We start from the raw sequence: 24383 nt of genomic DNA, 5'->3' as shown, positions 1-24383 counted from the left end.
GGCCACTGAATCCTCAACGTTCTAATACCTGCTCTATGGCACTGACTCTGCTCAGCAAAAGTGCGTCTCGCCCTCTTAGAGCATCAAAACTCAAGCCGACCGGCAATCGCCCTTCTGGCCCGACAGGAATAGTAATGGAGGGGAGCATCGCATTGCTGGCCAGGTCGGTATTGCGAATTGCCTGACTGAAAAACTCTGGTCGGTCAGCATGATCCAGATGAGGTACCCGGCAAGGTACCGTGGGATACCCCAGGAGCTCGATATTATGACGAGCAAATAGCTCATCCATTTTTCTTTTCAACAGCTCGCCATTTTGCAGTGAACTCAAATAGTGAGCCGGTTTTATAGCGCCCTCCCCAAGGTGGTGATTGATGATGCCTTTCACGTTGGCATCATCAACCTGTGCAAAAATATGATGGATACCGTGCTTCCAGCCCAAGGAGAGCAATGACTGAGCAAGGTCTGCAAAGAATTCGTAAAGCGGAACGGTGAACGTGAGTGTCTGGTTCAATTCGACAATATCGGCATCATCAATTTCAATAAACTCGAACCCTGTCTTGCGCAGCAGGCTGAGTGCATTCACGCATGCCCTCTCCACCTCGCCATCCAGATCGGACCACATGGAGACCGGTAGGCCGATTCGACAGGGGGCCGTCCTGCTCAGGGGAAAAGACTGCTGCTTGCCTGACAACAGTCCGTACAAAAATCCGGCGTCGCCTGCCGTTCGTGTCAGCAACCCAACGCAATCCTTTGTATGAGAAACAGGGATAATGCCTGCCGTTGACCAGCGTCCAGTAGTGGGTCTGAAGCCCGTAATGCCGCAGAAGGCCGCCGGTATTCTTATCGAGCCCCCCGTGTCGGTCCCCACCGACAGCGGAACAATTCCACTTGCCACTGCGGCGGCACTTCCACCACTACTGCCTCCGGCACAATAACCGGGGGCCACGGGGTTTCCCACGGTTCCCCAATGAGGATTGATGGAGGTCACTCCGAAACTGAGTTCGTGCATGTTGTTCTTGCCAGCGACCACAGCCCCGAGGGCTCTGAGTTGACTGACAATCGCAGCATCCTGATCAGATACGAAACCGGACATTCCTCGCGTCCCGGCTGTCAACGGCAAACCGCGAACACAGATATTATCCTTGAAGGAAACCGGCATTCCCCAGAGTGGAGTACCCTTCATTGCATGATCAGCCTCGCCAAACTGGCTGACCGCATCACCCTCACGTATGAAACAGTTCAAACGGGCCAAGCGGGCCTCAGTATCGAGCGCACGCTCGCGCAGCTCCGCAGCGGCAATCTCGCCATCAGCCAATGCCTGGCACAGCGATTCAAGTGTGATTATTTCATGCATGCTCTTTTCACCCGTATTAGCGCTGCTCTCAGGACTGTTAATAGCGATAGGAGGCGTTGATACAGTCCAGCGGGTTGCCTTTTGACAGTTGCCCTCCGGTGCTGCGCAGCACCGCGCAAGCACTGTTCAATGCTGTCTGGACAGCACCTTCGATCCACCCTCCGGCAAAAGAGCAACTGCAGCCAGCCAGATAGAGCCCCGTGTCTTTATTGGGACTGTTCGCTGTCATTGGTTGAAAAAACAATCGCTGCGAGTAAACGTCCTCGCCGGGATAATTGAGTTTGAAAGCGCCCGCAGAATGGGGATCGGTGAGCCAGTCATGGTGCAATACATACCGCTCATAATCCCCATCAACGGGCAGGAGATAACTGGCGAACGTCGGGTGTATCGCAGCAAGGTCATCAACCAGTACCTGGCAACGCGTTTTCTTGTCAGGCATCGCCAGCATTTTTTGAGCGTCGTCTTCCCACGTGTAACTGAGCAGAACAACGCCATGCCCCTCAGGTTCATCGGGCTGATAATCCAGACAATAGACGCCGCGCACCAGACCGTCCGACTGGATGGTGGTGGGAAGCTTGTTTTTTATCCAGAATTTGGTTCGGGTGAGAATGAAAAGCTTCGATGAACCTGTCAGATGGGTTTCGCGGACAGCACGAGCGACATCACGACTCAGAAAGCTCTCGCTATCCGTGAGGCAGTGAATCATTTGCATGGCCCGATTACTGCTAGTGACAATTACTCGATCAAATACACGCTGCTCTCCTGCTTCCGTCTGGATGATGATTTTTTCAGCTTCTCTGGAAATGCGACCTACCCGGCTAAAACAAACGCGGTCCCTTAACGCTTTGCCGTCAAACGACTGATCAGCGAGTCTCGCGGCCAGACTGGATATCCCGCCCGGAATCAGTCGCTGGTCACTTTGGTATCCGTTGATGACCATCCGCAGTATTTCCGTAAAGCCAGCCTGAAAGACTGGCAAAAACCCGCCCGAGCCTATGCCAAGCGAGCCAAACAGCTCAAAGTCTTCAGGGCGAGCCCATCTGTCGCCGCCTGGCGGATGACGGCCAGTAAAAATACAGACAATCGCGTTATAGAATGAACAATCCCGGAATACATTGAGCCACCCCTGCCATGCGATCGCTGCCTCTTCCAGACGACCCGACTTCAGCATTGCGGTAATGTCCAGCGGAGCAACTAAAGAACCGCCTTCAAGGAGGTAACCTTCGGACAATAGAGACTGCCACCCCTCATAGACTCGCCTGAATAATTCGGGCGGCTTTTTGCCCGCCGACCAGTAATAGCGCTTGCCACGGTAATGCAGCTCCGTGTCCACCACACCAGGATCCGGAAAGGTGGTCGAAGTCGAAATATCAAACTTATTCAGGTAGTGGAAAAGTCCAGTTGCGCTGGGAGGAAAGCGCATCGCACCCATTTCTGCAATGTAACGTGAACGAGTCTGATCGAACACTTGAGACCATACTCGCCCCCCGATTCGATCACGCGACTCATATAAAACCACGTCCTTGACTCCAGCCCGTAATAGTTCAGTTGCAGCGACCAGCCCACTGATACCGGCACCGACTATCGCTACCCGAGGGGTGGGCGTTCCAGATGAATAGCTGCCTATACCTCCCGTCATTTCACATCGTTTCAGAAAGGGACTGTAGTCGTATAAAATATCAATACTAGGTGAGCTAAAATGGTCATACATAACGCGACTCTACCCTCTTCGACCTTACGTGCTACCCGGATTACGATTCTTTAAATGAAACTGAAACAGCACCTTTTAACGGCAGCCGCCAAAATCCAAAACACCTGAACCATTCCTTCAAACCATGCTAGTCCTCTAAAATTAATAAGCACTAACGACCGCGCTGGCCGACCACGCACTGGCTTGCGTATAGGGGGTGTAAGCCGGACAATGGCATTCGGTAAAGGTTTTGGTGGCGCTCCAAACGAATTCCATAGCGTGCGGGGCTTGAAGGAGCGCCGCGGGTACTGCCGCCTGGGGCGCTTGCGCTGTCTGATTCGGGCCACTGCCACCATCGCCTTGTCCAGCCAGTTCGCAGGAGTCCGTCCGGGCATCAGCACCAGATTTTCCAAGTGGCGTCCCACCACAAACAGACAATGCTTGAAATTGATTTTCAACGTCTTGCCGGTTTGTGGCCATGAGGTCGTGGCGTTGGATTCCACTGGCTGGTCATCGCAAGGCAGTCGGTTGCGCGTGTCTGTTTCAAACAGCCGGGCAAGGTTGATCAGCAGGAAGTGTCCGGAGATATCATGCTTTACACCGCGCTCTGTTTGCGAATGAAAGTCCTTCCCATCAATGAACTGTTTCGAGACCTTGTACAACTCTTCGATGCCCCAGCGCCCGTGATACAGGTCCGCAAAACAGTCCGCAGGATAACCGGTCTGATTCATCAGGGTTGTGGCATACACATGGGTTTCATCCTCGATCCTGCATTTCACCAATCTGCTGGCAAGTGGCTGAAACCCAGTAGTGGGTCCGCGCTTCTTGAGGCCATGTTTCACAGCGGGCGACGGGACGTAGTCGATGATGGCATCCTTGCGGTCACTATCCCAGAACGCGGCCACCTGCGAATTAGTGGTCCCTTGCTGCAGGCGGAATACGGCGTGTTGCCCGCTGGCCAAGACTTGATGCAGGATCTGGTAGCTGAAGTAACCCCGGTCGAAAATGACCAGATATCCCCGCTCCAGTTTTGCCAGATGTTCCGGCACACAGCGGCGTTCGTCTTTATGAGTGCCAGCTCGAAATCGTAAAATCAACTGCTCTTGCAAATTGTACAACCCGCTCACCATGGCGCAAAGGTAATGCCGTGTCGTCTCCCGTGGCGTTTTATAGCAGTATTCTAGGCTGTGTACGAAAAGTCGGCAAGCGAAGGTCAGGCAAGGCAAAAACAGGCGAGGAAGCGGAGTCTACGTGTTGTAAATGAGCATTCCGAGCCTGTTTTTAACGCAGCATCACCGAGCGCAGCCACTTTACGTACAGAGCCTAGGGAGACGCTGATTTATTCTAAAACCCAGCTGTTGCCCCCAGATAAATCAAGGCCTCCAGAGCGTTGCAGGGACGAAAAATCGAATAAATCAGCGCCTCCCTAGCAGACTGCGGGGCGCATTGATTTTCGATCCGTCGATGGCAAAGACCCGATGCCCTTTCCAGGTTGGTGTGTCCCGGTGAGCGTGCCACAGTGAAATCAGTTCGTCGTAGAGCGTTTTGAAAACGGCTTCTGGCAACTTCTGCCCGGCCTCACACAGGGAAGATGCTGCAACGGCATCCGTACGGGGCAGAGCGATCCCTTTGTCTGCACACGACTCCCACAGTGCGCCCAGGCTGCTGCCATAACCCTGCAGGTTTCTACTTAAAACCATCTTCAGTATGAATACGACCAACAACCGGGTATCAATCACACGCCTGCGTTTTTGCCATTCTGAATCCGTGGACTGACAGGTTTGCTGAAATAATTTACCGACTTTTGTCCAGAACACAGACATTTTCTCATGGGACATCGAGGTGGTGCCTTGCTTCATTTTCAAGCAAACTAACATAGCGCATTTTAACCGAATGCCATTGTCCGGCGTACCCCCCCTGTACGAAAAGTCGGGGGGTGTGGTTCATGCAAGGCAAAAAAGGCGAGGAAGCGGTTTCTACGGATTGTAAATGAGTGTTCTGAGCTTGTTTTAACGCATCATCACAGAGCTCAGCCACTTTTCATACAGAGCTTCAGTGATGCAATGCCGTGCTCTTCTGAGATCAGCGAGAAGATAAGGATCAATGGCGGTTAACAAAGCAGCCTTCACATCTGGGTCGTTGTTACGGCATCTTGTGTTCATGACCAGCACCAGTGCGACCAGCATGCTGTCGATCTTTCTGATCGAAGTGCTGACCGTGGTTTACATCGTGATGCTGCGTGACGACAGTTTGTTGGCTGCGTTCGCTATAGCCAAAACCCTGCTGTTCTTCCTCATTTCGATGATTCTTGGCATAGCCGTGGCGGTCTCGACAATCGTTTCGAGAAGCCTGGGCAGCGGCGTGCCGGATCAAGCCAGACGCCTCGCCAGTAGTGGTGTGCTGCTTGCCAGCATGGCTACCGTTTGTGGCGCTGCGCTTGAGCTAATAGTTCTCGACCAGGCCATCAGCATGTTAGGCGGAGAGGGCAACAGTTTTACAGCGGCGCGTGAATATCTGTGGCTAACCCTTCCGGCTTCGGTGCTAGTCGCTGTCGAGCAGCTATGCGTGCAGATCCTGCGCAGTGCAGGCTTCGGCAAACAGGCGATGTGGACCCTGCTGACGGCGACGGCCGCCGTTGCCATCGCAGATCCGCTGCTTATTGTGGTGTTCGATCTGGGCCTGGTGGGTGCCGGCATCGCCTACCTGATATCGAGCCTGGTATCGGCCTGTCTGGGGTTTTACTACGTTCACCGAGTCGCCCATCTGACCTGTCGGGTCAGCCTGAAGAACCTGTCAGGTGACATCAGAAATATCGGGCGAACCGCCTTGCCAGCGGTGATTGGCAACCTGGCGACTCCAGTGGGCATGGCCTACGTAATGGCTGCGATGGCGCCGTTCGGATCTCAGGCGCTGGCGACTATCGGGGTGATCGACAGGGTCATTCAGGTTGCTTTTTGTGTCGTGTTCGCCTTGCCCGGTGCGCTGATCCCGATACTGGGGCAAAACCTGGGCGCAATGAACACTGCTCGCGTGTCGCAAGCCATAAAGATGACGTACGGATTGTTGATCGGCTACGGCTCAGTGACCTCGCTGTTACTCATTCTGCTCGCTGAGCCATTAGCCAGCTTGTTTCATGTCGCCGGTGAAGGCCAGGTCGTGTTCTTCGCGTTCTGCCGATGGGGCGGCGCCCTCTGGACGCTCATCGGGCTGCAATTCATTGCCACCTCAGTCTTCCTCAGTATGGGGCGACCGGCGTACGTCACACTGTTCGGCTGGTTGCGCGCCAGCCTGGGAACCATGCCGTTCGTGTGGTATGGGGCACATAAATTTGGCAGCGTCGGGGTAATGCTCGGGCAGTTGCTGGGTAACACCATAGTGGCCTTTTGTGCCTGCTGGCTCGCGCATCTGCTCATGAAAAAGATGTTGGACATCGAGATCCATTCAATAGGGAACCGATCCCTCCACAGGAGTAACTCATAGTCCGCGTTTTGCCCACCCTTGGCTGTCGTCAGGTGGGCAGGATGTCCAGGAAATCAAAAAACGGACTATAGAGGACTCGCATGACTGCCTACGATATGGAAAAGGAATGGAGCAGAATTTCCAGCACTGCCGCTAAAATCCACCAGAACAACGATTTTGAAGGATTCACTTATCAGGACTTCAGAACCCACGTACCGATCATGGACAAAGACGGCTTCGCGGCACAGACTGAACGCTGTCTAGAGCGCAATGAGCGAAACTGCCTGATCGGCTTTACCAGTGGCACCAGCGGCAACATCAAACGCTGTTATTACTACTACGACTGCGAAGTCGATGAAGACAGCTCCCTCTCCAACGTCTTCCGCAGCAACGGCTTTATTCTGCCCGGTGATCGCTGCGCCAACCTGTTCACGATCAACCTGTTTTCTGCTCTGAACAACATGATTACCATGATGGCCGGTAACTGCGGTGCTCACGTCGTGTCCGTAGGTGACATCACCCTGGTGACCAAGAGCCATTTCGAAGCGCTTAACTCGATCAAGCTCAACGTACTGCTCGGCGTGCCATCCACTATCTTGCAGTTCATCAATGCCATGCAACATAACGGTGTGCGCATCAATATCGAGAAGGTTGTCTTCACCGGCGAGAGCCTGAAAACTTTCCAGAAGAAAATCATCAGGCAAGCCTTTGGCGAACAAGTCTCCATCGTCGGTGTGTATGGCAGTTCCGAGGGCGGCATTCTGGGTTTCACCAACAGCCCTTGCCACACTGAATACGAGTTTCTGTCCGACAAGTATTTCATCGAAAAAGAAGGCGACAGCATCCTCATCACCTCGCTGACCCGAGAAAACTTTACGCCGCTACTGAGGTATCGCCTAGGAGACACCGCAACCCTTTCGATGAAAGGCGACAAGCTCTACCTGACAGACATCCAGCGGGAGGACATGAGCTTCAACTTCATGGGCAACCTCATCGGGCTGGGCATCATTCAGCAAACGATTAAACAGACACTGGGCCGATCGCTGGAAATCCAGGTTCACCTGTCAGTGACCGAAGAGCGCAAGGAACTGGTGACCGTTTTCGTTCAGGCCTCCGAAGTCGATGAAGACGAACGCGCCAGAATCGAAACCGCCATCGCCGATATCCCCGACATCAACGAGGCGTACCAGAAAGACCAAGGCAGCGTGTCGGTCCTGCGCAAGGATGCCAGAGACTACGCCGTCTCGGAGCGAGGCAAAATGCTCTACATCATCGACCGCCGAAACTGAATGGCTGATGTGAACGAGTGAGTAGCTGCACCGACGGGGCCTTTGGCGGTGTCGGCGCAGTTTTTTAGAGGATTCGGAAGCGCCAGAGGTCAGAGTCCACGAAACTGAAACGAACAGGCTAATATTTACACGCTTTTGGATCTTCGGCGCGAAAGTATCGATTATAGAGAATCACCTTTCTCGCAGCGAAAACTGTTCAATTTCCAAACTCAATCAGCAATCACGGAAGACGCACATGAAAAACTTTATTTATCTCGTAGCCCCAATGATATTCAGATTGATCGGGAGTCGAGTCCCCATACTGCTACAGTGCGAGATGCGGATGACAAACCGGTGCTGACAGTTTCCGCCAGCCTACCTGACATAGAAATACTGCATGCGATAGACACGTTCAATCTTGTTTATGCGCGGGGATTTAAACTTAGGGAGACGCTGATTTATTCTAAAACCCAGCTGTTGCCCCCAGATAAATCAAGGCCTCCAGAGCGTTGCAGGGACGAAAAATCGAATAAATCAGCGCCTCCTTAGCACACGGTAAGGAGGATAAGACGGCAAAGGCTCGTGCATAGGAATTTCAAAATGCCTATGCATCAAGCCACCTCGTTAGGTGTAACGACCTGCAATCGAAATGGCCCCGACCTGCAAACATCGCGTTTTTCGACCGGGATTGATTGCGTCTATCCGGCACCGCGAACCAGCAATGACTGCAAACGAACCTGCATCCACCCACTTCGACCTGCAATCGAGAGCGGCCGACCAGGACTAAATGCGACTGAAAACCGATGTTTTTTTTTTTTGGGGGGGGGGGTTACGCGCATGCACTCGGCTTAGTGCACTTTCTGTTTCATTGCTCCCCGCCCCCTGTACTACCCAGCACCATGGCTGCGATCACACGATTCAGTCCGATAGCCCGGTAGCGCTGCTGTTGGAAGCTCCATCCTCTTACCTCCGTAAGGGGCCATCGTCAAGTTTGTCTCTTTAGACTCTAGAATTTGTGAACGTACCGTATCAAAAATTAAAAGCCTCCCTATTGAGACGCAAAAAGTGTCTTTGCCTTCAAAGCAATCGGTGATCATGCATGCCTACCAGTTTCAAACCCCGTCCTTTGAAAAACCTCTCCACGGCCAACGGCTGCTGGGCAGGCTTGCTGGAAACCTGTGGTCTGCGCCAGATTTTAGTGTCACTGGCGATCGACATCATGCAGCGCTTCAAGGACATGAAGCAGCACTCAAAGCCTCGATACCCCGTGCCTTCCCCGCCATCTACTTTTTGAGACGTGAGTCGTCTTCGCCCAGTGTGAAGAAGTCGGGGTCTACATCGGTATGAGCTACAACATCATCGAGGGTCATATATTCCCAATCAGGTGTATTGCTGGCATCGAGGGTGACGATGGCCCACGACCCTTCAGAAGAGATTCCAATGCCAGGCGCGTAGTGTTCGACCCAAGTAAATTGCTCAAGAACTTCGTACATCGAAGAAAACGCCTTGGGTAAAGCCCGCTCGGTATGAAGGCGATGAATCACACCGCTGATGATCTCTTCGATGTCATTCGTGACAGAGGTACCGTCATAGTCTCGCAACTGAGCGATCAAACCGAACAGCATTCCTCCATCGGTGATACCCACACGTACAAAGCAAGCCCCCGACGCGTAATCGCCCTTGTATTCAAATCTTCGATAGTCAATCGTCCGCACTGCACTTGTCCTTCTAGAACAAAATTTACGTAACGCAGCTTTTCCCCATCTTCTAACGAACATCTTACTGCAGGTTACATTTTCCAACCTTGAGGTTTATCGTTGCAACTGGCTGTTGCAGCCTGAAGACACACCTGATTCATCATTCCCTGCCTGGCATTTGGTACTTATGACTACATTTGAATACACCCAGACCTTCGTCCCCCTTCCCTATAAAACCGTGACCAGCGGCGTGCTGATGTTCAAGTCAACGGACGACACTACCGAACCGGACATCCACGGATATTTGAGCAACCCTGAAACGCTGGCCATATTGAATCGCCACGGCAGAGAAGGATGGGAGCTGGTCAGCGTTCAGCCGATCAATCGTGGCCACGAGCGATTTGGTAATCAAAACGCCCAGGCCTGGGCGGTTGGGTATGCAATCAGTACAGGGTTCCTGTTCTTCTTTAAACGCAGCATTGTCACACCGACACTTTTGGACAAACCCCCTCAGACCTAAAAAGGGTTTCGTACTGATTCAAACCGAGCCCTTGGTCATGCTGTGGACATAGATTCCCACAGCATCCAAGGCCCGCGACGTGAACTTCAATCCCCCCGCGCTCAGATCAACGTCTTCACGTGTGCAGATCTGCTTGACCGCAGTCATGCTGTGCATACCCCTGCTGTTTTCCGCGCATGCCGGAGCAGCCGGCACGGCTTCTGAACAAGCCAATGTGGAAGTCATGATTCGTCAGCTCAACGCGCTCGAGGCCGTTGCGCAACGCAGTGTCGATCTTCCACAAGACCCGGCCCAACGCTATCACCTGGACTATCCCAGATTGGTCAGCGACATCGCGCGCATCCGCCAAGGTTTGCAGGACTACCTGTCGCCCTCCCGCGCACAGCCCCGCGACCCCGTAGACATTTCCGGCCAGTACAACGTCAGCGGTGATCACACGCCATGACGATGTCTTCCACCCAGACCAGTGCCTTTCAGGCCGCTGCCGGCTTTTCACCGGCCAACAGCAACACGCTGTGGACCGGAATTGCAGTGGGGATCCTCCTGCTGTGGGGCGTCTGGGTGTTTTCAAGCATTTATCGCGGCTGGGCTACCCGAAACCTGGCAGCCCCGGCGGCGGCAGTCGCTGCTGCTCGCTGGGCGGTGCTGTTCATGATCATGACTTTCATGTTGCTGAGTTGATTTTTCATAGGGAGCCGCTGATTTATTCGATTTTTCGTCCCTGCAACGCTCTGGAGGCCTTGATTTATCAGGGGGCAACAGCTGTGCTTTAGAATAAATCAGCGTCTCCATAGGAGATAAAGATGATGCTGTATTCACTGTTTGCGCGGGCACACTCGCTCTTGAAACGCCGACCTTTCTCGGCCCTGTTGATGACGGCAAGCTCTAGTGGCGCATCTGCCGCTCTACCGGGAGCGCAAGCTCCCACGCGCGGCACCGGGACCAGCTTCCTGCAGACGTTCCAAAACTATGCCTTCGACGGCTTCACGCTGCTGGGCTTATGCCTGTGCGCGTTCGGCATCATTCTGGTGGGCCGACATGCGCTGGGCGTCTATCACGAAATCCACATGGGCAAGGCCAAATGGGCCGATCTGGGCAGCACCGCAGTGGTCGGCGTCTGCTTGATTGGCGTCACGATCTACCTGGTCACCACCGCGTCTAACATCCTTTAAGTCATAGAGGCTTCCATGACTGAGCTTCAGCACGATCAGCATGAAGACGGAACCCTGCGTTTTCTGCCCAGTCGCTTGAATAACCAGCCCGTGGTGATTGGCGGTCTTACGGCGGATGAGATGTGGGTGACCGTTTTTGGCTGCAGCGGGTTTGGCTTTGTGATGGGGCTGCCGTTGGCCTTCGTGATCACTCCATCCATGCCCGTGGTCTGCGCACTCATCGGAGGAACATTGGGACTGCTCATCGCAGCTCGGGTCTTGCGACGCCTCAAACGCGGTCGACCGGAGACCTGGTTCTACCGCACGTTGCAGCTGCGGCTCGCAACACTCGGTCCTACGTCATACAACAATGCCAATCTGGTCATCCGATCGGGCAACTGGACGTGCCGTCGGAGGGCGCAACAATGAGCCGCTATTTAAAGCTGGCCGACTCGCAGCGAGCGCACATCACCAGTTTGAGGATGGCCATCGCCCTGCTGGCGCTCCTGGCCTTGGGGCTGGGTATCGGCTGGTATCGAGCACCGCAGAACATGACCATTCACGTTCCGCCCGACCTGCGTTCCGGCAGCACACGCCTTTGGTGGGACATCCCTCCTCAGTCGGTGTACGCCTTTGGCCTGTACATCTTTCAGCAAATGAACCGCTGGCCGGTCGACGGTGAACAGGATTATCAGACGAACATCACACGCCTGGACGCCTACATCACACCGGCTTGCAAGCAATACCTGCAGAGCGATTTTGATCTGCGCAAGTCCAGTGGTGAGCTGCGCAAGCGCGTCCGCGGTGTCTACGAGATTCCCGGCCGAGGCTTTGGCGACTCGCCTGAACTGCGGACGGTGACCAACTCCATCGACGACTGGACGGTGACGCTCGACATCTCAGCCGACGAGTATTACGGCGGTCAGCTGGTCAAGCGTGCCCTCGCACGATACCCGCTTCACGTTGTACGCATGGACGTCGACCCTGAAACCAATCCCTTCGGCTTGGCATGGGACTGCTACAACGGCGCGCCACAACGCATCGAGGGCAACGTCGAAACTCCCGCAGCTCCATCGAAAGGAGTTTTCAAATGAGTGTTTTGCGTGTACTCACATGCTCGACATTACTGATGGTCTTGGCTGGCAACGCCCAAGTCGCATCGGCGGTGGAGATTCTCCGCTGGGAGCGGTTGCCGCTGGCAATACCACTGCGCATCAATCAGGAACGCATTGTCTTCGTTGATCAGAATGTTCGTGTTGGACTCCCGCGCTCGCTGACTGAAAAGCTGCGCGTGCAGAGTACGGGCGGCGCGATCTACCTGTTTGCCAAGGAAGCGATCGAGCCGACACGTCTCCAGCTGCAGAACGCAAAGACCGGCGAGATCATACTTGTCGACATCGCGGCTACAGAGGCACCTACGGATCAACCGGCGCTGGAGCCGGTGAAGATTGTGGAAGGTGAAACATCATCCGCACGCTATGGAGGGGCTGCTACAGCACGCTCAGGCAAGTCCTCTACCGCAAGCCCAGAGGAAACCAGTCGCTCGAAGGTTGAGGATGATGAACCAGAGGAAGTGGTCAAGCGAGAAACGCCCGTCCCAGTCGTCCTCACCCGCTATGCAGCCCAGATGCTCTATGCACCGTTGCGCACCGTCGAGCCTGTGGACGACATTGCCCAGGTGAAGATCGATCGCCGCCTGGATCTGACCACCCTGCTCCCCACTCTGCCTGTGAAGGCCACACCCTTGGGCGCGTGGCGTCTGGACGATTTTTGGGTGACCGCCGTGAAGCTACAAAATCAGACGGCGCAGCGCGTCATGCTCGACCCTCGTGAACTGATGGGTGAGTTCGCGACCGCAGCATTTCAGCACCCGTATCTCGGACCTCGTGGTGATGCCAGTGACACTACGACCTTGTACCTGGTCACGCGGGGACACGGGCTGACACAAGCAACCGTGTTCTCCGCCGCCCCAGCAGATCCGCGTGCAACCCGGGGAGCCAAGCATGAAGAGTAACCCGCTGCTCAAGTACCTGGTGGTTCCGCTTCTCCTGCTCACGGTGTTCATCGGCATCAAGATGATGAGAGGTGGACCCGAACAGCAGGCTGACAACGCACCGGCCCCAAAACTCACAGCGGAACAGGCCAAGGCTCTGGGTGTGGAAGGCGACACGCCGAGCGACACGCTACGCACGGTCGTGGCTGAAGGGCGCGAGCTCAAGCAGCAGATCACCGATGTGATGGCGCAGAACTCGGCCGTCAAGCAGGACAACGAGGCGCTCAAACAACGATTGGCGAACATCGATCAGACGGTAGAGCAGCGTCTGAAGAATGCCCAGGAGCAGTTCAAGCTCGACAGTCAGCAGCAACAGCAAAGCGTGGTGGAGGGTTTCAAGAAACAGATGGACGAACTGACCCGGATGGGACAAACCGGCGCTACGAACCCGGATCTACCGATTGGCCTGGGCGTTCAGCAAGGTGATGGCCAACAGTTCAAGTCCGACTCAAGCGGTTCAGACATCGTTTGGATCGATCCGCAGGACGCGACGGCCCTGGACAGCAACGGTAAACCGATCGCCGCTGGCACGAGCGTCTCTCCGAGCGGCTACAGTTTTCCTACAGCCTTCGGCGAATCCGTAGACCGAGGCCAGAAAGCCCTGACGACAGGCGCACAGTCTGTTCGTGATGACATGGGTGGCCAACAACAGGAGCGTAAGAAGGTACGTCGAGCCTACACCCTGCCTCAGAACTCGACGTTGATGGGGTCAGTGGCCATGTCAGCATTGATTGGCCGGGTTCCCGTGGATGGGACGGTTAATGACCCCTACCCCTTCAAAGTGCTGATCGGCCCGGACAACCTGACGGCCAATGGCATCGATCTCCCAGACGTGGCCGGTGCCGTGGCCAGCGGTACAGCGTCCGGCGACTGGACCCTCTCATGCGTGCGGGGGCAGATCAAAAGCCTGACCTTCGTGTTCAACGATGGGACTGTCCGCACGTTACCCGCCCCAGTCCAGGGCGGTAATCAGCAGAATAATAACCAGAACAACCAGAACAACTCTGGCGACCAACAACCCATCCAGGGTGGTCTGGGCTGGATCAGTGATCCCTACGGCATTCCGTGCATCGCGGGCGAGCGACGCAGCAATGCGCAGCAGTACATCGGCTCACAAGCGCTGATCACCGCAGCTGGCGCTGGAGCAGCCTCGTTGATCAAGACCGAGGGCAGCACCTCCTCTTACGTCTCAAATGCTTCTGGGACGCTCGGCAGCACCGGACTGTCCGGCAACGAGGCGATGGGCAAAATCCTGACTCAAGGCGTCACGGATGTGTCCAGTTGGGTCAACAAGCTGTATGGCCAGGCGTTTGCGGCTATCTACGTCTTACCTGGTGCGCAGGTCTCACTGCACATCGATCAAGAGCTGGAAATCGATTACGAACTCAAAGGCCGCAAGGTCAAGTACGCCTCAGGAGCGAGCCATGCCAATGCCAACCTGGATTGATCTTTCAAGGCCACCTCGTAGCGGACGGCTCGGCCTGTCACTCATTGTCGCCTTGCTCACACTCGCAGGATGCCAGACCAGCAAGGAGGAAATGCTGCCGCATGGCGACAGCACCATGATGGATGTCTGGAACCAGGGCACCACGGGCTCGGGCGGCAGCGGTCGGCAACTGCTCGATGCTCGCGCAGAGCTGCGCCGCTCGATCGATGTGCGGGCCACTCAGCCACTGCAGGACAGCGCCGCGTACACACGCACGGCTCAAAACGAGATCTACAGTCAGTTCAAGCGCCTGCCCAATCCGGACCTGGTCATGTACGTATTCCCTCACCTGGCGGGCTCAGATCCCGCGCCAGTACCGGGGTATACGACTGTTTTTCCGCTGTATCAACGCGTGCAATACGCGATGCCCGGTGAGCGGGTGGAGGATTATTGATGGGATTTCTGGAACGTATAAAAAAGCGTCAGGATAAAAGTGCTGCCAGCGTGGCTGACAGTCCCGTCGAGACGATCGCCGATCAGCTACGAGAAGAGGCCATCTTCGCGCAGGCCAGAGAGCGTTATCTGGCTCGCCTGGCGGCTGAGGGCATACCAGAGCCGGGCGCGTGGCTAGATCCCAAGCGCAAACCTGCGACGGTCGACGATATCGCAGCCCTGTATGCCGTCAACCCGTCATTCGTCGACATGCTGCCCTGGACGGAGTACCTCCCTCAGGAGCAAGCGATGCTGCTCGAGGACGGCAAGTCACTGGCAGCATTCTATGAACTGACCCCCATCGGCACCGAAGGCCGGGACCCTGAGTGGTTACGCAAAGCGCGCGATGCTCTCGAAAATGCGCTGCAGGACAGTTTTGACGAACTGGATGAATCGCCTTGGGTGGTGCAGTTCTACGCCAAGGATGAAACCAGTTGGGAAGATTATCTGGAGACGTTGCATGATTACGTCCAGCCTCGCGCTCAGGGTACGGCGTTTACAGAAATGTACCTGCAGCAATTCAAACATCACCTAGAGGCAATCTCCAAGCCGGGAGGTTTATTTGAAGACACCAAAGTGTCTCAACTGCCCTGGCGCGGCCAGCAACGCAGGGTTCGCATGGTCGTCTACCGGCGTTGCACCGGCGATGGACTGGTTCGTGGCCAGACGCCGTCGATGTACTTGAAAAACATTTGCGAGCGCCTGACGGGAGGACTGGCCAACGCGGGCATCAAAACCCGGCGCATGGATCGCCATGACATTCGTCACTGGCTGTTGCACTGGTTCAACCCGCATCCCGAACACTTGGGATCAAAGCGCCAGGACATCGATCGTTTCTTCGAAACCGTCAATAACCGCAAGGTCGAACCACCAGAAGAAGGCACGCTGCCGCTGGCCAGCGGCGATGATTTCTCTCAGTGCCTGTTTTACAGCGAACCGCAATCGGATGCCAAGAAAGGTCTCTGGTACTTCGACTCGCGCCCTCATCGGGTCATCGTCCTCGATCGCTTACGCGATGCGCCAAAGACCGGGCACCTGACGGGTGAAAACCGTAAAGGCGGGGACGCGCTGCATGCCTTGTTCGACAAGTTGCCCGAGGACACAGTACTCAACATCACGCTGGTGATCACTCCACAGGATGTTCTGGAGGCCCACCTGGAAAAACTGGCACGTAAATCAGTCGGTGACAATCAAGCCTCCGCCCTGACCCGTGAAGCGGTCGACGAAACCCGGAAACTGATCGGTCGAAAACACAAGCTGTACCGGGGCAACGTGGTTTTTTACTTGACCGGCAAGGATGAGCAACAACTGGAAAGTCGGAGCATGGAGCTTGCCAATGCCATGCTTAGCGCTGGTATGGAACCTGTCTATCCTCGTGATGAAGTCGCCCCTCTCAGCAGTTACCTGCGATGGCTGCCCGCCAGTTTTGATGTGAACAAGAAACATGCTTTGGACTGGTACACGCAGATGATGCTCGCCCAGCATGTCGCGAACCTTTCGCCGATATGGGGTCGTGCCAGCGGCACGGGCAACCCCGGCATAACCCTGTTCAACAGGGGCGGTGCACCGCTGACGTTCGACCCATTCAACAAGCTTGATCGGCAGATGAATGCCCATCTGCTCCTGTTTGGCCCGACAGGTTCAGGTAAGTCAGCCACGGCCAACAATTTGCTGATGCAGTTAATCGCCATTTACAGGCCGCGCCTGTTCATCATTGAAGCCGGTAATAGTTTCGGCCTACTGGGAGATTTTGCCCAAAAGCTTGGGCTGACGGTCAACCGGCTCAAGTTGGCGCCAGGGTCGGGCGTGAGTCTGGCCCCCTTCACTGATGCCATTCGCCTGGTGTCAACACCTGACAAAGTCACGATCCTGGATGCCGATGACATTGAAGGATCAGATGAGCATCTGCAAACAATGCCTGAACAGGGCGAAGAGGAGCGTGATGTTTTGGGCGAAATGGAGATCGTGGCCAGGCTCATGATCACCGGCGGCGAAGAGAGAGAAGAGGCTCGACTCACTCGCGCAGACCGCAGCGCCATTAGGCACTGCATTCTGACGGCAGCCAGAACATGCTTTGACGCTGAACGAGCAGTCAAGACGGAGGATGTGCGTGATGCGCTGAGTGACGCTGGCAAGGACACCACCCTTCCGGAAAAGCGCCGAGAACGCATCTTTGAGATGGCTGAAGCCATGGACATGTTCTGCATGGGGGCTGACGGTGAGATGTTCAACCGGGAGGGTACGCCTTGGCCTGAGGCCGACATCACAATCCTGGACTTGGCCACCTACGCCCGCGAGGGGTATAACGCCCAACTGTCGGTCGCCTACATCTCGCTGATCAACACCGTGAACAACATTGCAGAACGGGACCAATTCAAGGGGCGTCCGATCGTCAACTTCACTGACGAGGGTCACATCATTACGAAAAACCCCCTTCTCTCGCCCTACGTCATCAAGATCACCAAGATGTGGAGAAAACTCGGTGCCTGGTTCTGGCTTTCCACTCAGAACATCGACGACCTTCCGTCAGCAGCAGCACCGATGCTTAACATGATCGAGTGGTGGATCTGCCTGAACATGCCACCGGATGAAGTGGAGAAAATCACCACGTTCCGTAAGCTGACGCCTGCGCAAAAGTCACTGATGCTGTCAGCCCGTAAAGAAAGCGGAAAGTATACTGAAGGGGTTGTGCTTTCCAAATCGATGGAGGTTTTGTTTCGAGCCGTGCCCCCAAGCCTGCTCCTGGCATTGGCCATGACTGAGCCGGAAGAAAAAAAACAGCGGTACGATCTAATGCAGTCGTTAGGGGTAGACGAGCTGGGGGCCGCAATGGCGATCGCACACGACCTCGACCGCATTCGCGGGATTGAACCGGCAACCATTACATTCCCCTCTTCACCCTTGGAGAACCTGGCATGAGAGCCATGGATGCCCTGACTCAAAATCTGATCGACAGCCTGACTCAACTGCTCAAAAACCCACAGGAAGATGCTCTGCTGGCCTTGAAAATTTGCGCACCGGTCCTGATCGAACACCTGGAAGTCGTGAAACATGTAGCGGTTGATCGTCGAGAGATCCAGTCCCAACTGCACAAAGCGCTGGACCAGTGGCTTGAGCATCACCCACAGCCTGAAAGCGCGCAGAAGGCTCTTCAGACGTTGCTGGATCAGGAGTTGCTGGCCAAACAGTTCCTCGATAAAGAGGCCTCCGCATGAAGCGACCCACACGTCGCCAGATCCTGTACGGCATCGGTGCGGTAGCCTTGGCAATCCTGGCTTTTGAATGCCTGCCAGATGTCAGGCAGGGCATGCAAAAGCTCAACACCGCCGACAGCGTCAGCCAGACATCCAAACAGACGAAGGATAATGGCGCGTGGGTTTATGGGAGCAGCGGTGCCAGATTCACTATCGTCGAGTATGCAGATCTGGAATGCCCGTACTGCAAGGATTATTTCCCACAGCTCAAATCATGGGTTGATCAGCATCCAGACGTGAACCTGCAGTGGCACCACCTCCCTCTTCCAATGCACGAGCCGGCCGCGAGCTATGAAGCTCGCTGGGCTGAGTGCGCAGGGATCGAGCGAGGCAATGACGTGTTCTGGCTCGCCGTCGAGCTCATTTATCAACGTACTCGGTCGAACGGTGCTGGAACTGCTGACAATCCGCAGATCCCGGGGCTTGAGGATCGACAGCAATATATTGATAACTGCGCTTCGAGTAACCCTGCTGTCCGACAGACTGTTGTTAGCCAGGCGCACAAGGCCAACCTGGACGGCATCACTGCCACACCGACGCTGGTCATTAAGGACAAACAATCTGGCCGCTCGATCAAGCTGCGGGGAGCACCTGACGGTGACGCGCTGCTTTCCGCAATCGACTGGCTGGCCAGCACGAAGGATTTATAAATGAACCCAGCCTTTGAACAACCCTTACAAGCGCGCTTACTATGGGTGCAGGTCCGTAGCTATGGCTCACTTGGTTTTCATCAGATGGCGAAGATCGTTGCCAACAACGCGTACTGGCTTGTGGAAGAGCTTGCTATGCTGCAAGCGCGCTACAAGATGCGCTACGCAGTTCCCTACGGCGCAAGATGCCGACTTATTCTCAGTGACGTTCCCAAACTGGCGGACCTGAGCAGGCTCAAGCGACGAAGCTCGGATCGTTGAGGAGGAGCGCGAAGCGGCTGCGGAACACCTCCGAAGGGAACAATCGAAGACCTACGCTATCAAGTGCATCAAACGTAACGACTGGAAAGCGCTGAACCTTCCATTCCCCGGACAGAAATTTTCTGCGGAACTCTATGCTTTGTGATGACCACGTATAGTCTTGTTACATGAACAAATGCCCCATAGCATTAGGAGATATAGATTATGCAAATAAGGAACAGTCATCTCTACTCAGCCTCAAGACTGGTGCAGAATACCTTTAATGCCTCGTCTACGAAAGAAGCGGCTAATACAATAGCAAAAAATAATGAGTCCGCTGCGCTGAGCGCAACTCAAACCGCACGGACACACGAGGGAGATTCGAAAGGCAAATCTAGTAATGGCTCTCAATCACACCTCCGAAGTATGAGGTACGCTGCTTATCTTGCGGGCAGCGCCTACCTCTACGACAAAACAGTCAATGATTTTTTTCTTTCTACCACTTCCTTAAATGACGGCAAACAAGGCTTTACCAGCGACGCCCGCCTGCAGAAGGCAGAGAAAAAGGCAGAAGCTAATTATCATGCCTACCATAATCGTGCCAATTTTGGAGGTGTTGCGCCGACGCGTTCTTCATTATTGCCAAAATTGTGTGGGGAAAATCTTTTCGTTACGATGTTGGATTTTCGCGCCGCTACAAAAGTGCACATGAAGAACTTAATCGACACCAAGGAAGCGCATGATTCCATAGCTAATAATATTTCTTGCATCATGGGTGAGCGTGTCAAGCCTGAGTTGTTGAAAAAACACGGTATTGTCCAAACTCCGCCAGATTTCGATATAACCAAGGGCGCGTCTTATGATTGCAAAAATAAGTATTCTTTGTCCGGCGTTCCAAATCAAGAGACAGGGTCTTACGGCTATGCATCACGATCTGTCTCTAATCCTTTTATTGAAAAAGGCGAGAACCATCATGCCCGAGCAATCAACAGTGAGCGGGCATTGACGCCAAGGAATTGTGTCGATGCATTGCAGCCGCTCCTACAGAAAAGTGAGGGCCTAAGTCCTGAAGCCCAATTCCGTGCAGGTCAAGCTCTGCTGATACTCAGGCCGTTGTACTGTAGTTCAGAAAATTGGGGAGATGCTCACAAAGTACTGATGCCCTTTCTTGAAAAAAAGGGTCTAGTTTCTTCTCAGGAAAATCAAAAGCTTGGCGCAACTAGGCCGTTTACACAAACCGATATGGAAAAAGGAATTGCACGGCGCAATACTAGCCTTGCAGGACCTACACTAAACAAGCTTAACATATTTTTGCAAAAGTCGATTTACAAGAAAGATGAAAAAGCAATAAGTGATCTGACAGCCAAAAAGCTGGGTGAAATGAAATACATCCCTATCGCCCATTTCAAGATGAATGAAGATGTTTCCAGCTTTGAGGATTCTTCTGGTCTGGCTGATTCATTTACTGGATATAACGTATCGGCATACATCAATCATGCACGTTTGTTGAGTGGTGAGGACAGACTTTCCAAGAAAGACGTGATCGCCATAGTAGGATGCCTTAATGCGATTTACGACAACGCCAGTAGTGAACGCCACACTCTTAGGGAAATTGCGCACGGGTGTTTCGTTGGAGCTGGCTACACAGTGGAGGATGCTGAAGATTTTTACAATGACGCATGCAAGGCTGCAGCGACGGAGTTTTATGGCGGAAGGGCGATCAATGTACAATCGCAGCTATACAGTAGCTCGGTTGACAAGCCTGATTCGTAACGTTTCTGTAGGCAGCATGCGTATTTGCGGACGGGCGTCGGGGTTAAGTTAACTTTCTGTTCCATTGCTCCTCGCCCCTCCCCCACCCGATAGCTGCGTGATATTTCTTATCGCCCAATGAAGGTGCATAGGGAGACGCTGATTTATTCGATTTTTCGTCCCTGCAACGCTCTGGAGGCCTTGATTTATCAGGGGGCAACAGCTGTGCTTTAGAATAAATCAGCGTCTCCTTAGGGAGGCGCTGATTTATTCGATTTTTCGTCCCTGCAACGCTCTGGAGGCCTTGATTTATCTGGGGGCAACAGCTGGGTTTTAGAATAAATCAGCGTCTCCTTAGAGGGTGTAGACAAAATAAATTAAACTTTCACTCCCTTGTCTGAATAGCCCTCAAGCCATGCCTAAAACCGGACGTCCTCGCTCGATTGCCGCCGAGCACTATCCCGTGCTGGTGAAACTCGCTCATGCACAGCCCTATTCCAGCCAAGCCGAATTGGCGCTCGTATTCTTCGCCGAAACCGGTATCACTGCGCATCCCGGCACCTTTGCAAAAGCGTTGAAAATGGCAGGGATTACGCGTGTAAAGCAGCGGGCCAAGGGAAGTTTTCAGTCACCTGAACCTAATAAAGCCTATGGCTACAATGAAACCCACCGCCGCCAACTGCCGGAGCAGCTATATCCGAGTTGCTTGACAGATACCGAGTGGGCACTGGTCGCCGACCTGTTTGAAAGCCAGGGCGGACGAGGAGTGCCACCGCTTCACTCTCGGCGCACGTTGCTGGAAGCCTGTTGCTATGTCGTACGCACGGGGTGCTCATGGCGAATGCTACCCCGCGATTTTCCTCATTGGGACAATGTCTACAAAACGTTCCGCCGGTGGAGCGCTCAAGGCAAGTTCGAGCAAATGCATGATCGCTTGCGAGCTCAATGGCGTGAGCGGGAAGAACGCGCTGACAGCCCGTCAGCAGCGATCCTGGATTCACAGTCGACCCGCAGTTCTCCTCAAGGCGGTGACAGCGGCTACGACGCAGGCAAAAAAGTGAAGGGGCGTAAACGAAGTCTGATTGTCGATACATTGGGCCTGCTGCTGGCTGTCAGTATCAGTGCTGCAAGCGTGCAGGATCGTGACGCGGCGGATGATGCGGTGGCGTACTCGAAGGAAAAATATCCGTCACTGAGCACGCTTTTTGTTGATAGTGCGTACGCAGGAAAATGGGCACAGCGCACCCATCAACTGCACGCTATCGATGTTCAAGTGATCCGTGGCCCGAATAACAGAAGAACAGGGCAATGGCACTCTGAACAAGGCGATCTATTTTCCGTGGAGCCTGTTCAGACTGGATTTGTGGTCATGCCCAAGCGATGGGTAGTGGAGCGAACTCATGCCTGGAATGAGAGAGCTCGGCGACTGATCATGCATCATGATCGCCTTTTTGCGGTAAGCGAGGCATGGGTTTGGTTGGCCGAGGCTCGAATACTCGCGCGCCGACTCACTACATGATTTTGTCTACACCCTCTTAGGGAGACGCTGATTTATTCTAAAACCCAGCTGTTGCCCCCAGATAAATCAAGGCCTCCAGAGCGTTGCAGGGACGAAAAATCGAATAAATCAGCGCCTCCTTAGAGGGTGTAGACAAAATAAATTAAACTTTCACTCCCTTGTCTGAATAGCCCTCAAGCCATGCCTAAAACCGGACGTCCTCGCTCGATTGCCGCCGAGCACTATCCCGTGCTGGTGAAACTCGCTCATGCACAGCCCTATTCCAGCCAAGCCGAATTGGCGCTCGTATTCTTCGCCGAAACCGGTATCACTGCGCATCCCGGCACCTTTGCAAAAGCGTTGAAAATGGCAGGGATTACGCGTGTAAAGCAGCGGGCCAAGGGAAGTTTTCAGTCACCTGAACCTAATAAAGCCTATGGCTACAATGAAACCCACCGCCGCCAACTGCCGGAGCAGCTATATCCGAGTTGCTTGACAGATACCGAGTGGGCACTGGTCGCCGACCTGTTTGAAAGCCAGGGCGGACGAGGAGTGCCACCGCTTCACTCTCGGCGCACGTTGCTGGAAGCCTGTTGCTATGTCGTACGCACGGGGTGCTCATGGCGAATGCTACCCCGCGATTTTCCTCATTGGGACAATGTCTACAAAACGTTCCGCCGGTGGAGCGCTCAAGGCAAGTTCGAGCAAATGCATGATCGCTTGCGAGCTCAATGGCGTGAGCGGGAAGAACGCGCTGACAGCCCGTCAGCAGCGATCCTGGATTCACAGTCGACCCGCAGTTCTCCTCAAGGCGGTGACAGCGGCTACGACGCAGGCAAAAAAGTGAAGGGGCGTAAACGAAGTCTGATTGTCGATACATTGGGCCTGCTGCTGGCTGTCAGTATCAGTGCTGCAAGCGTGCAGGATCGTGACGCGGCGGATGATGCGGTGGCGTACTCGAAGGAAAAATATCCGTCACTGAGCACGCTTTTTGTTGATAGTGCGTACGCAGGAAAATGGGCACAGCGCACCCATCAACTGCACGCTATCGATGTTCAAGTGATCCGTGGCCCGAATAACAGAAGAACAGGGCAATGGCACTCTGAACAAGGCGATCTATTTTCCGTGGAGCCTGTTCAGACTGGATTTGTGGTCATGCCCAAGCGATGGGTAGTGGAGCGAACTCATGCCTGGAATGAGAGAGCTCGGCGACTGATCATGCATCATGATCGCCTTTTTGCGGTAAGCGAGGCATGGGTTTGGTTGGCCGAGGCTCGAATACTCGCGCGCCGACTCACTACATGATTTTGTCTACACCCTCTTAAACGCTTCTGGATCTTCGGTGCGGAATTTGAATAGAAATCACCTTCCTCTCAGCGTCAACTACTCAGTTTTCAAACTCTATCAGCAATCACGGAAGAAGCACATGACCAATTTTTTTACCTCGTAAACCCCAATGATATTCGGATTGATCGGAAGTCGAGTCCCCGTACTGCTACAGTGCGAGGTGCGGGTGGCGAACCGGTACTGACAGTTCCCGCCAGCCTGCCTGACCAAGAAATAATGAATTTGGTAGACACGTTCAACCTTGTTTATGCGCAGGGATTTGAACTTACCAAACGGCAAGAAGGATAAGACGGCAAAGGTTCGTGTGTAGGAATTCAAAATCCTACACATCGAGATTGAGACGGCGGCTAGGGAGACGCTGATTTATTCTAAAACCCAGCTGTTGCCCCCAGATAAATCAAGGCCTCCAGAGCGTTGCAGGGACGAAAAATCGAATAAATCAGCGCCTCCCTAGAAAAAACAGATGCTCCGTCACCAGCTCAGCCGGCAGACATGACGGAGTGACTACCAAGCAGTGGAGACAGAGGAGTAA

The 24383-nt window shown here is 54.2% G+C and carries 23 protein-coding genes; 18 read left to right on the top strand and 5 right to left on the bottom strand.

Features of this window, described 5'->3' with window-relative positions; translation table 11 throughout:
• Positions 1 to 13: 13 nt before the first annotated feature.
• From iaaH to BLT55_RS33595, 4 genes are all read right to left on the bottom strand, one after another.
• On the bottom strand, positions 14 to 1354 hold the full coding sequence (iaaH, locus tag BLT55_RS26360; RefSeq protein WP_002556047.1) for an indoleacetamide hydrolase: 1341 nt from the start codon (positions 1352 to 1354) through the stop codon (positions 14 to 16).
• A 37-nt stretch (positions 1355 to 1391) separates the two neighbouring features.
• Positions 1392 to 3065, bottom strand: coding sequence for a tryptophan 2-monooxygenase (gene iaaM / locus BLT55_RS26355; RefSeq protein ID WP_074801182.1), 1674 nt, complete (start codon positions 3063 to 3065; stop codon positions 1392 to 1394).
• 50 nt (positions 3066 to 3115) lie between these two features.
• The gene (locus BLT55_RS26350; protein WP_162234960.1) at positions 3116 to 4162 is read right to left on the bottom strand and encodes a transposase; all 1047 of its coding nucleotides are present in this window, start codon (positions 4160 to 4162) and stop codon (positions 3116 to 3118) included.
• 297 nt (positions 4163 to 4459) lie between these two features.
• Positions 4460 to 4882 carry a transposase domain-containing protein gene (locus BLT55_RS33595; RefSeq protein WP_147464586.1) on the bottom strand — a complete coding sequence of 141 codons (423 nt, stop codon included), beginning with the start codon at positions 4880 to 4882 and terminating at the stop codon, positions 4460 to 4462.
• Positions 4883 to 5147: 265 nt separating this feature from the next.
• On the opposite strand from BLT55_RS33595, the gene BLT55_RS26335 reads away from it, so the two are divergent.
• Together BLT55_RS26335 and iaaL are read left to right on the top strand one after the other, a co-directional pair.
• Complete coding sequence (locus BLT55_RS26335) at positions 5148 to 6524, top strand: MATE family efflux transporter (RefSeq protein ID WP_054999882.1); 1377 nt, start codon at positions 5148 to 5150, stop codon at positions 6522 to 6524.
• Positions 6525 to 6604: 80 nt separating this feature from the next.
• On the top strand, positions 6605 to 7792 hold the full coding sequence (iaaL, locus tag BLT55_RS26330; protein WP_054999881.1) for an indoleacetate--lysine synthetase: 1188 nt from the start codon (positions 6605 to 6607) through the stop codon (positions 7790 to 7792).
• Positions 7793 to 9054: 1262 nt separating this feature from the next.
• Here iaaL and BLT55_RS26320 read toward each other — a convergent pair.
• On the bottom strand, positions 9055 to 9486 hold the full coding sequence (locus BLT55_RS26320; protein ID WP_054998691.1) for a hypothetical protein: 432 nt from the start codon (positions 9484 to 9486) through the stop codon (positions 9055 to 9057).
• 169 nt (positions 9487 to 9655) lie between these two features.
• Between BLT55_RS26320 and BLT55_RS26315 the strand changes: the two genes are divergently transcribed.
• The 16 genes from BLT55_RS26315 to BLT55_RS26240 all read left to right on the top strand — a co-directional run bounded on the left by BLT55_RS26315 (position 9656) and on the right by BLT55_RS26240 (position 23809).
• Complete coding sequence (locus BLT55_RS26315) at positions 9656 to 9988, top strand: DUF4177 domain-containing protein (protein ID WP_054998692.1); 333 nt, start codon at positions 9656 to 9658, stop codon at positions 9986 to 9988.
• A gap of 79 nt (positions 9989 to 10067) precedes the next feature.
• Positions 10068 to 10433 (top strand): integrative conjugative element protein, RAQPRD family, encoded by a 366-nt coding sequence (locus BLT55_RS26310; protein ID WP_074801173.1) that lies wholly within the window; start codon positions 10068 to 10070, stop codon positions 10431 to 10433.
• Entirely contained in the window at positions 10430 to 10669 is a 240-nt protein-coding gene (locus BLT55_RS26305; RefSeq protein ID WP_005740038.1) for a TIGR03758 family integrating conjugative element protein, read from the top strand. The genes BLT55_RS26310 and BLT55_RS26305 overlap by 4 nt, the downstream gene beginning before the upstream one ends.
• 122 nt (positions 10670 to 10791) lie before the next feature.
• Positions 10792 to 11160, top strand: a complete 369-nt coding sequence (locus BLT55_RS26300) for a TIGR03745 family integrating conjugative element membrane protein (protein WP_005741243.1) — start codon at positions 10792 to 10794, stop codon at positions 11158 to 11160.
• Between the two features lie 15 nt (positions 11161 to 11175).
• Entirely contained in the window at positions 11176 to 11568 is a 393-nt protein-coding gene (locus tag BLT55_RS26295; protein WP_057447723.1) for a TIGR03750 family conjugal transfer protein, read from the top strand.
• Positions 11565 to 12233 (top strand): PFL_4703 family integrating conjugative element protein, encoded by a 669-nt coding sequence (locus BLT55_RS26290; RefSeq protein WP_005740040.1) that lies wholly within the window; start codon positions 11565 to 11567, stop codon positions 12231 to 12233. The genes BLT55_RS26295 and BLT55_RS26290 overlap by 4 nt, the downstream gene beginning before the upstream one ends.
• Positions 12230 to 13153 carry a TIGR03749 family integrating conjugative element protein gene (locus BLT55_RS26285; RefSeq protein WP_054999085.1) on the top strand — a complete coding sequence of 308 codons (924 nt, stop codon included), beginning with the start codon at positions 12230 to 12232 and terminating at the stop codon, positions 13151 to 13153. The genes BLT55_RS26290 and BLT55_RS26285 overlap by 4 nt, the downstream gene beginning before the upstream one ends.
• Complete coding sequence (locus BLT55_RS26280; RefSeq protein ID WP_074801170.1) at positions 13143 to 14639, top strand: TIGR03752 family integrating conjugative element protein; 1497 nt, start codon at positions 13143 to 13145, stop codon at positions 14637 to 14639. The genes BLT55_RS26285 and BLT55_RS26280 overlap by 11 nt, the downstream gene beginning before the upstream one ends.
• Complete coding sequence (locus BLT55_RS26275; RefSeq protein ID WP_167359982.1) at positions 14623 to 15072, top strand: TIGR03751 family conjugal transfer lipoprotein; 450 nt, start codon at positions 14623 to 14625, stop codon at positions 15070 to 15072. The genes BLT55_RS26280 and BLT55_RS26275 overlap by 17 nt, the downstream gene beginning before the upstream one ends.
• Complete coding sequence (locus tag BLT55_RS26270; RefSeq protein ID WP_167359968.1) at positions 15072 to 18029, top strand: conjugative transfer ATPase; 2958 nt, start codon at positions 15072 to 15074, stop codon at positions 18027 to 18029. Before BLT55_RS26275 ends, BLT55_RS26270 begins: the two co-directional genes overlap by 1 nt.
• Positions 18026 to 18325 carry a hypothetical protein gene (locus tag BLT55_RS26265; protein WP_054998995.1) on the top strand — a complete coding sequence of 100 codons (300 nt, stop codon included), beginning with the start codon at positions 18026 to 18028 and terminating at the stop codon, positions 18323 to 18325. The genes BLT55_RS26270 and BLT55_RS26265 overlap by 4 nt, the downstream gene beginning before the upstream one ends.
• Entirely contained in the window at positions 18322 to 19014 is a 693-nt protein-coding gene (locus BLT55_RS26260; RefSeq protein ID WP_054998996.1) for a DsbA family protein, read from the top strand. The genes BLT55_RS26265 and BLT55_RS26260 overlap by 4 nt, the downstream gene beginning before the upstream one ends.
• A complete protein-coding gene (locus BLT55_RS26255; RefSeq protein ID WP_004663653.1) occupies positions 19015 to 19275 on the top strand; it encodes a hypothetical protein in 261 nt (86 codons plus the stop codon).
• Positions 19276 to 19479: 204 nt separating this feature from the next.
• Positions 19480 to 21027, top strand: a complete 1548-nt coding sequence (gene xopAG, locus BLT55_RS26250) for a XopAG/AvrGf1 family type III secretion system effector (RefSeq protein WP_004663652.1) — start codon at positions 19480 to 19482, stop codon at positions 21025 to 21027.
• A 394-nt stretch (positions 21028 to 21421) separates the two neighbouring features.
• A complete protein-coding gene (locus BLT55_RS26245) occupies positions 21422 to 22525 on the top strand; it encodes an IS5-like element ISPsy19 family transposase (protein WP_074800621.1) in 1104 nt (367 codons plus the stop codon).
• Between the two features lie 180 nt (positions 22526 to 22705).
• Positions 22706 to 23809: an IS5-like element ISPsy19 family transposase gene (locus tag BLT55_RS26240; RefSeq protein WP_074800621.1), complete on the top strand. Its 1104-nt coding sequence runs from the start codon at positions 22706 to 22708 to the stop codon at positions 23807 to 23809.
• Positions 23810 to 24383 lie beyond the last annotated feature (574 nt).

Source organism: Pseudomonas cannabina (genome assembly GCF_900100365.1).
Classification (GTDB): Bacteria; Pseudomonadota; Gammaproteobacteria; order Pseudomonadales; family Pseudomonadaceae; genus Aquipseudomonas; species Aquipseudomonas cannabina.
This window is presented reverse-complemented; position numbering and strand designations above follow the sequence as displayed.

Excerpts from the sequence above, each read along its gene's own strand:
- BLT55_RS26265 (WP_054998995.1), top strand. The coding sequence starts at position 18,026 with ATGAGAGCCATGGATGCCCTGACTCAAAATCTGATCGACAGCCTGACT.
- BLT55_RS26275 (WP_167359982.1), top strand. The coding sequence starts at position 14,623 with ATGCCAACCTGGATTGATCTTTCAAGGCCACCTCGTAGCGGACGGCTC.
- BLT55_RS26315 (WP_054998692.1), top strand. The coding sequence starts at position 9,656 with ATGACTACATTTGAATACACCCAGACCTTCGTCCCCCTTCCCTATAAA.
- BLT55_RS26280 (WP_074801170.1), top strand. The coding sequence starts at position 13,143 with ATGAAGAGTAACCCGCTGCTCAAGTACCTGGTGGTTCCGCTTCTCCTG.
- iaaH (WP_002556047.1), bottom strand. The coding sequence starts at position 1,354 with ATGCATGAAATAATCACACTTGAATCGCTGTGCCAGGCATTGGCTGAT.
- iaaM (WP_074801182.1), bottom strand. The coding sequence starts at position 3,065 with ATGTATGACCATTTTAGCTCACCTAGTATTGATATTTTATACGACTAC.
- BLT55_RS26285 (WP_054999085.1), top strand. The coding sequence starts at position 12,230 with ATGAGTGTTTTGCGTGTACTCACATGCTCGACATTACTGATGGTCTTG.
- BLT55_RS26245 (WP_074800621.1), top strand. The coding sequence starts at position 21,422 with ATGCCTAAAACCGGACGTCCTCGCTCGATTGCCGCCGAGCACTATCCC.
- BLT55_RS26295 (WP_057447723.1), top strand. The coding sequence starts at position 11,176 with ATGACTGAGCTTCAGCACGATCAGCATGAAGACGGAACCCTGCGTTTT.
- iaaL (WP_054999881.1), top strand. The coding sequence starts at position 6,605 with ATGACTGCCTACGATATGGAAAAGGAATGGAGCAGAATTTCCAGCACT.
- xopAG (WP_004663652.1), top strand. The coding sequence starts at position 19,480 with ATGCAAATAAGGAACAGTCATCTCTACTCAGCCTCAAGACTGGTGCAG.
- BLT55_RS26255 (WP_004663653.1), top strand. The coding sequence starts at position 19,015 with ATGAACCCAGCCTTTGAACAACCCTTACAAGCGCGCTTACTATGGGTG.
- BLT55_RS26290 (WP_005740040.1), top strand. The coding sequence starts at position 11,565 with ATGAGCCGCTATTTAAAGCTGGCCGACTCGCAGCGAGCGCACATCACC.
- BLT55_RS26260 (WP_054998996.1), top strand. The coding sequence starts at position 18,322 with ATGAAGCGACCCACACGTCGCCAGATCCTGTACGGCATCGGTGCGGTA.
- BLT55_RS26335 (WP_054999882.1), top strand. The coding sequence starts at position 5,148 with ATGGCGGTTAACAAAGCAGCCTTCACATCTGGGTCGTTGTTACGGCAT.
- BLT55_RS33595 (WP_147464586.1), bottom strand. The coding sequence starts at position 4,882 with ATGTCCCATGAGAAAATGTCTGTGTTCTGGACAAAAGTCGGTAAATTA.
- BLT55_RS26240 (WP_074800621.1), top strand. The coding sequence starts at position 22,706 with ATGCCTAAAACCGGACGTCCTCGCTCGATTGCCGCCGAGCACTATCCC.
- BLT55_RS26270 (WP_167359968.1), top strand. The coding sequence starts at position 15,072 with ATGGGATTTCTGGAACGTATAAAAAAGCGTCAGGATAAAAGTGCTGCC.
- BLT55_RS26300 (WP_005741243.1), top strand. The coding sequence starts at position 10,792 with ATGATGCTGTATTCACTGTTTGCGCGGGCACACTCGCTCTTGAAACGC.
- BLT55_RS26305 (WP_005740038.1), top strand. The coding sequence starts at position 10,430 with ATGACGATGTCTTCCACCCAGACCAGTGCCTTTCAGGCCGCTGCCGGC.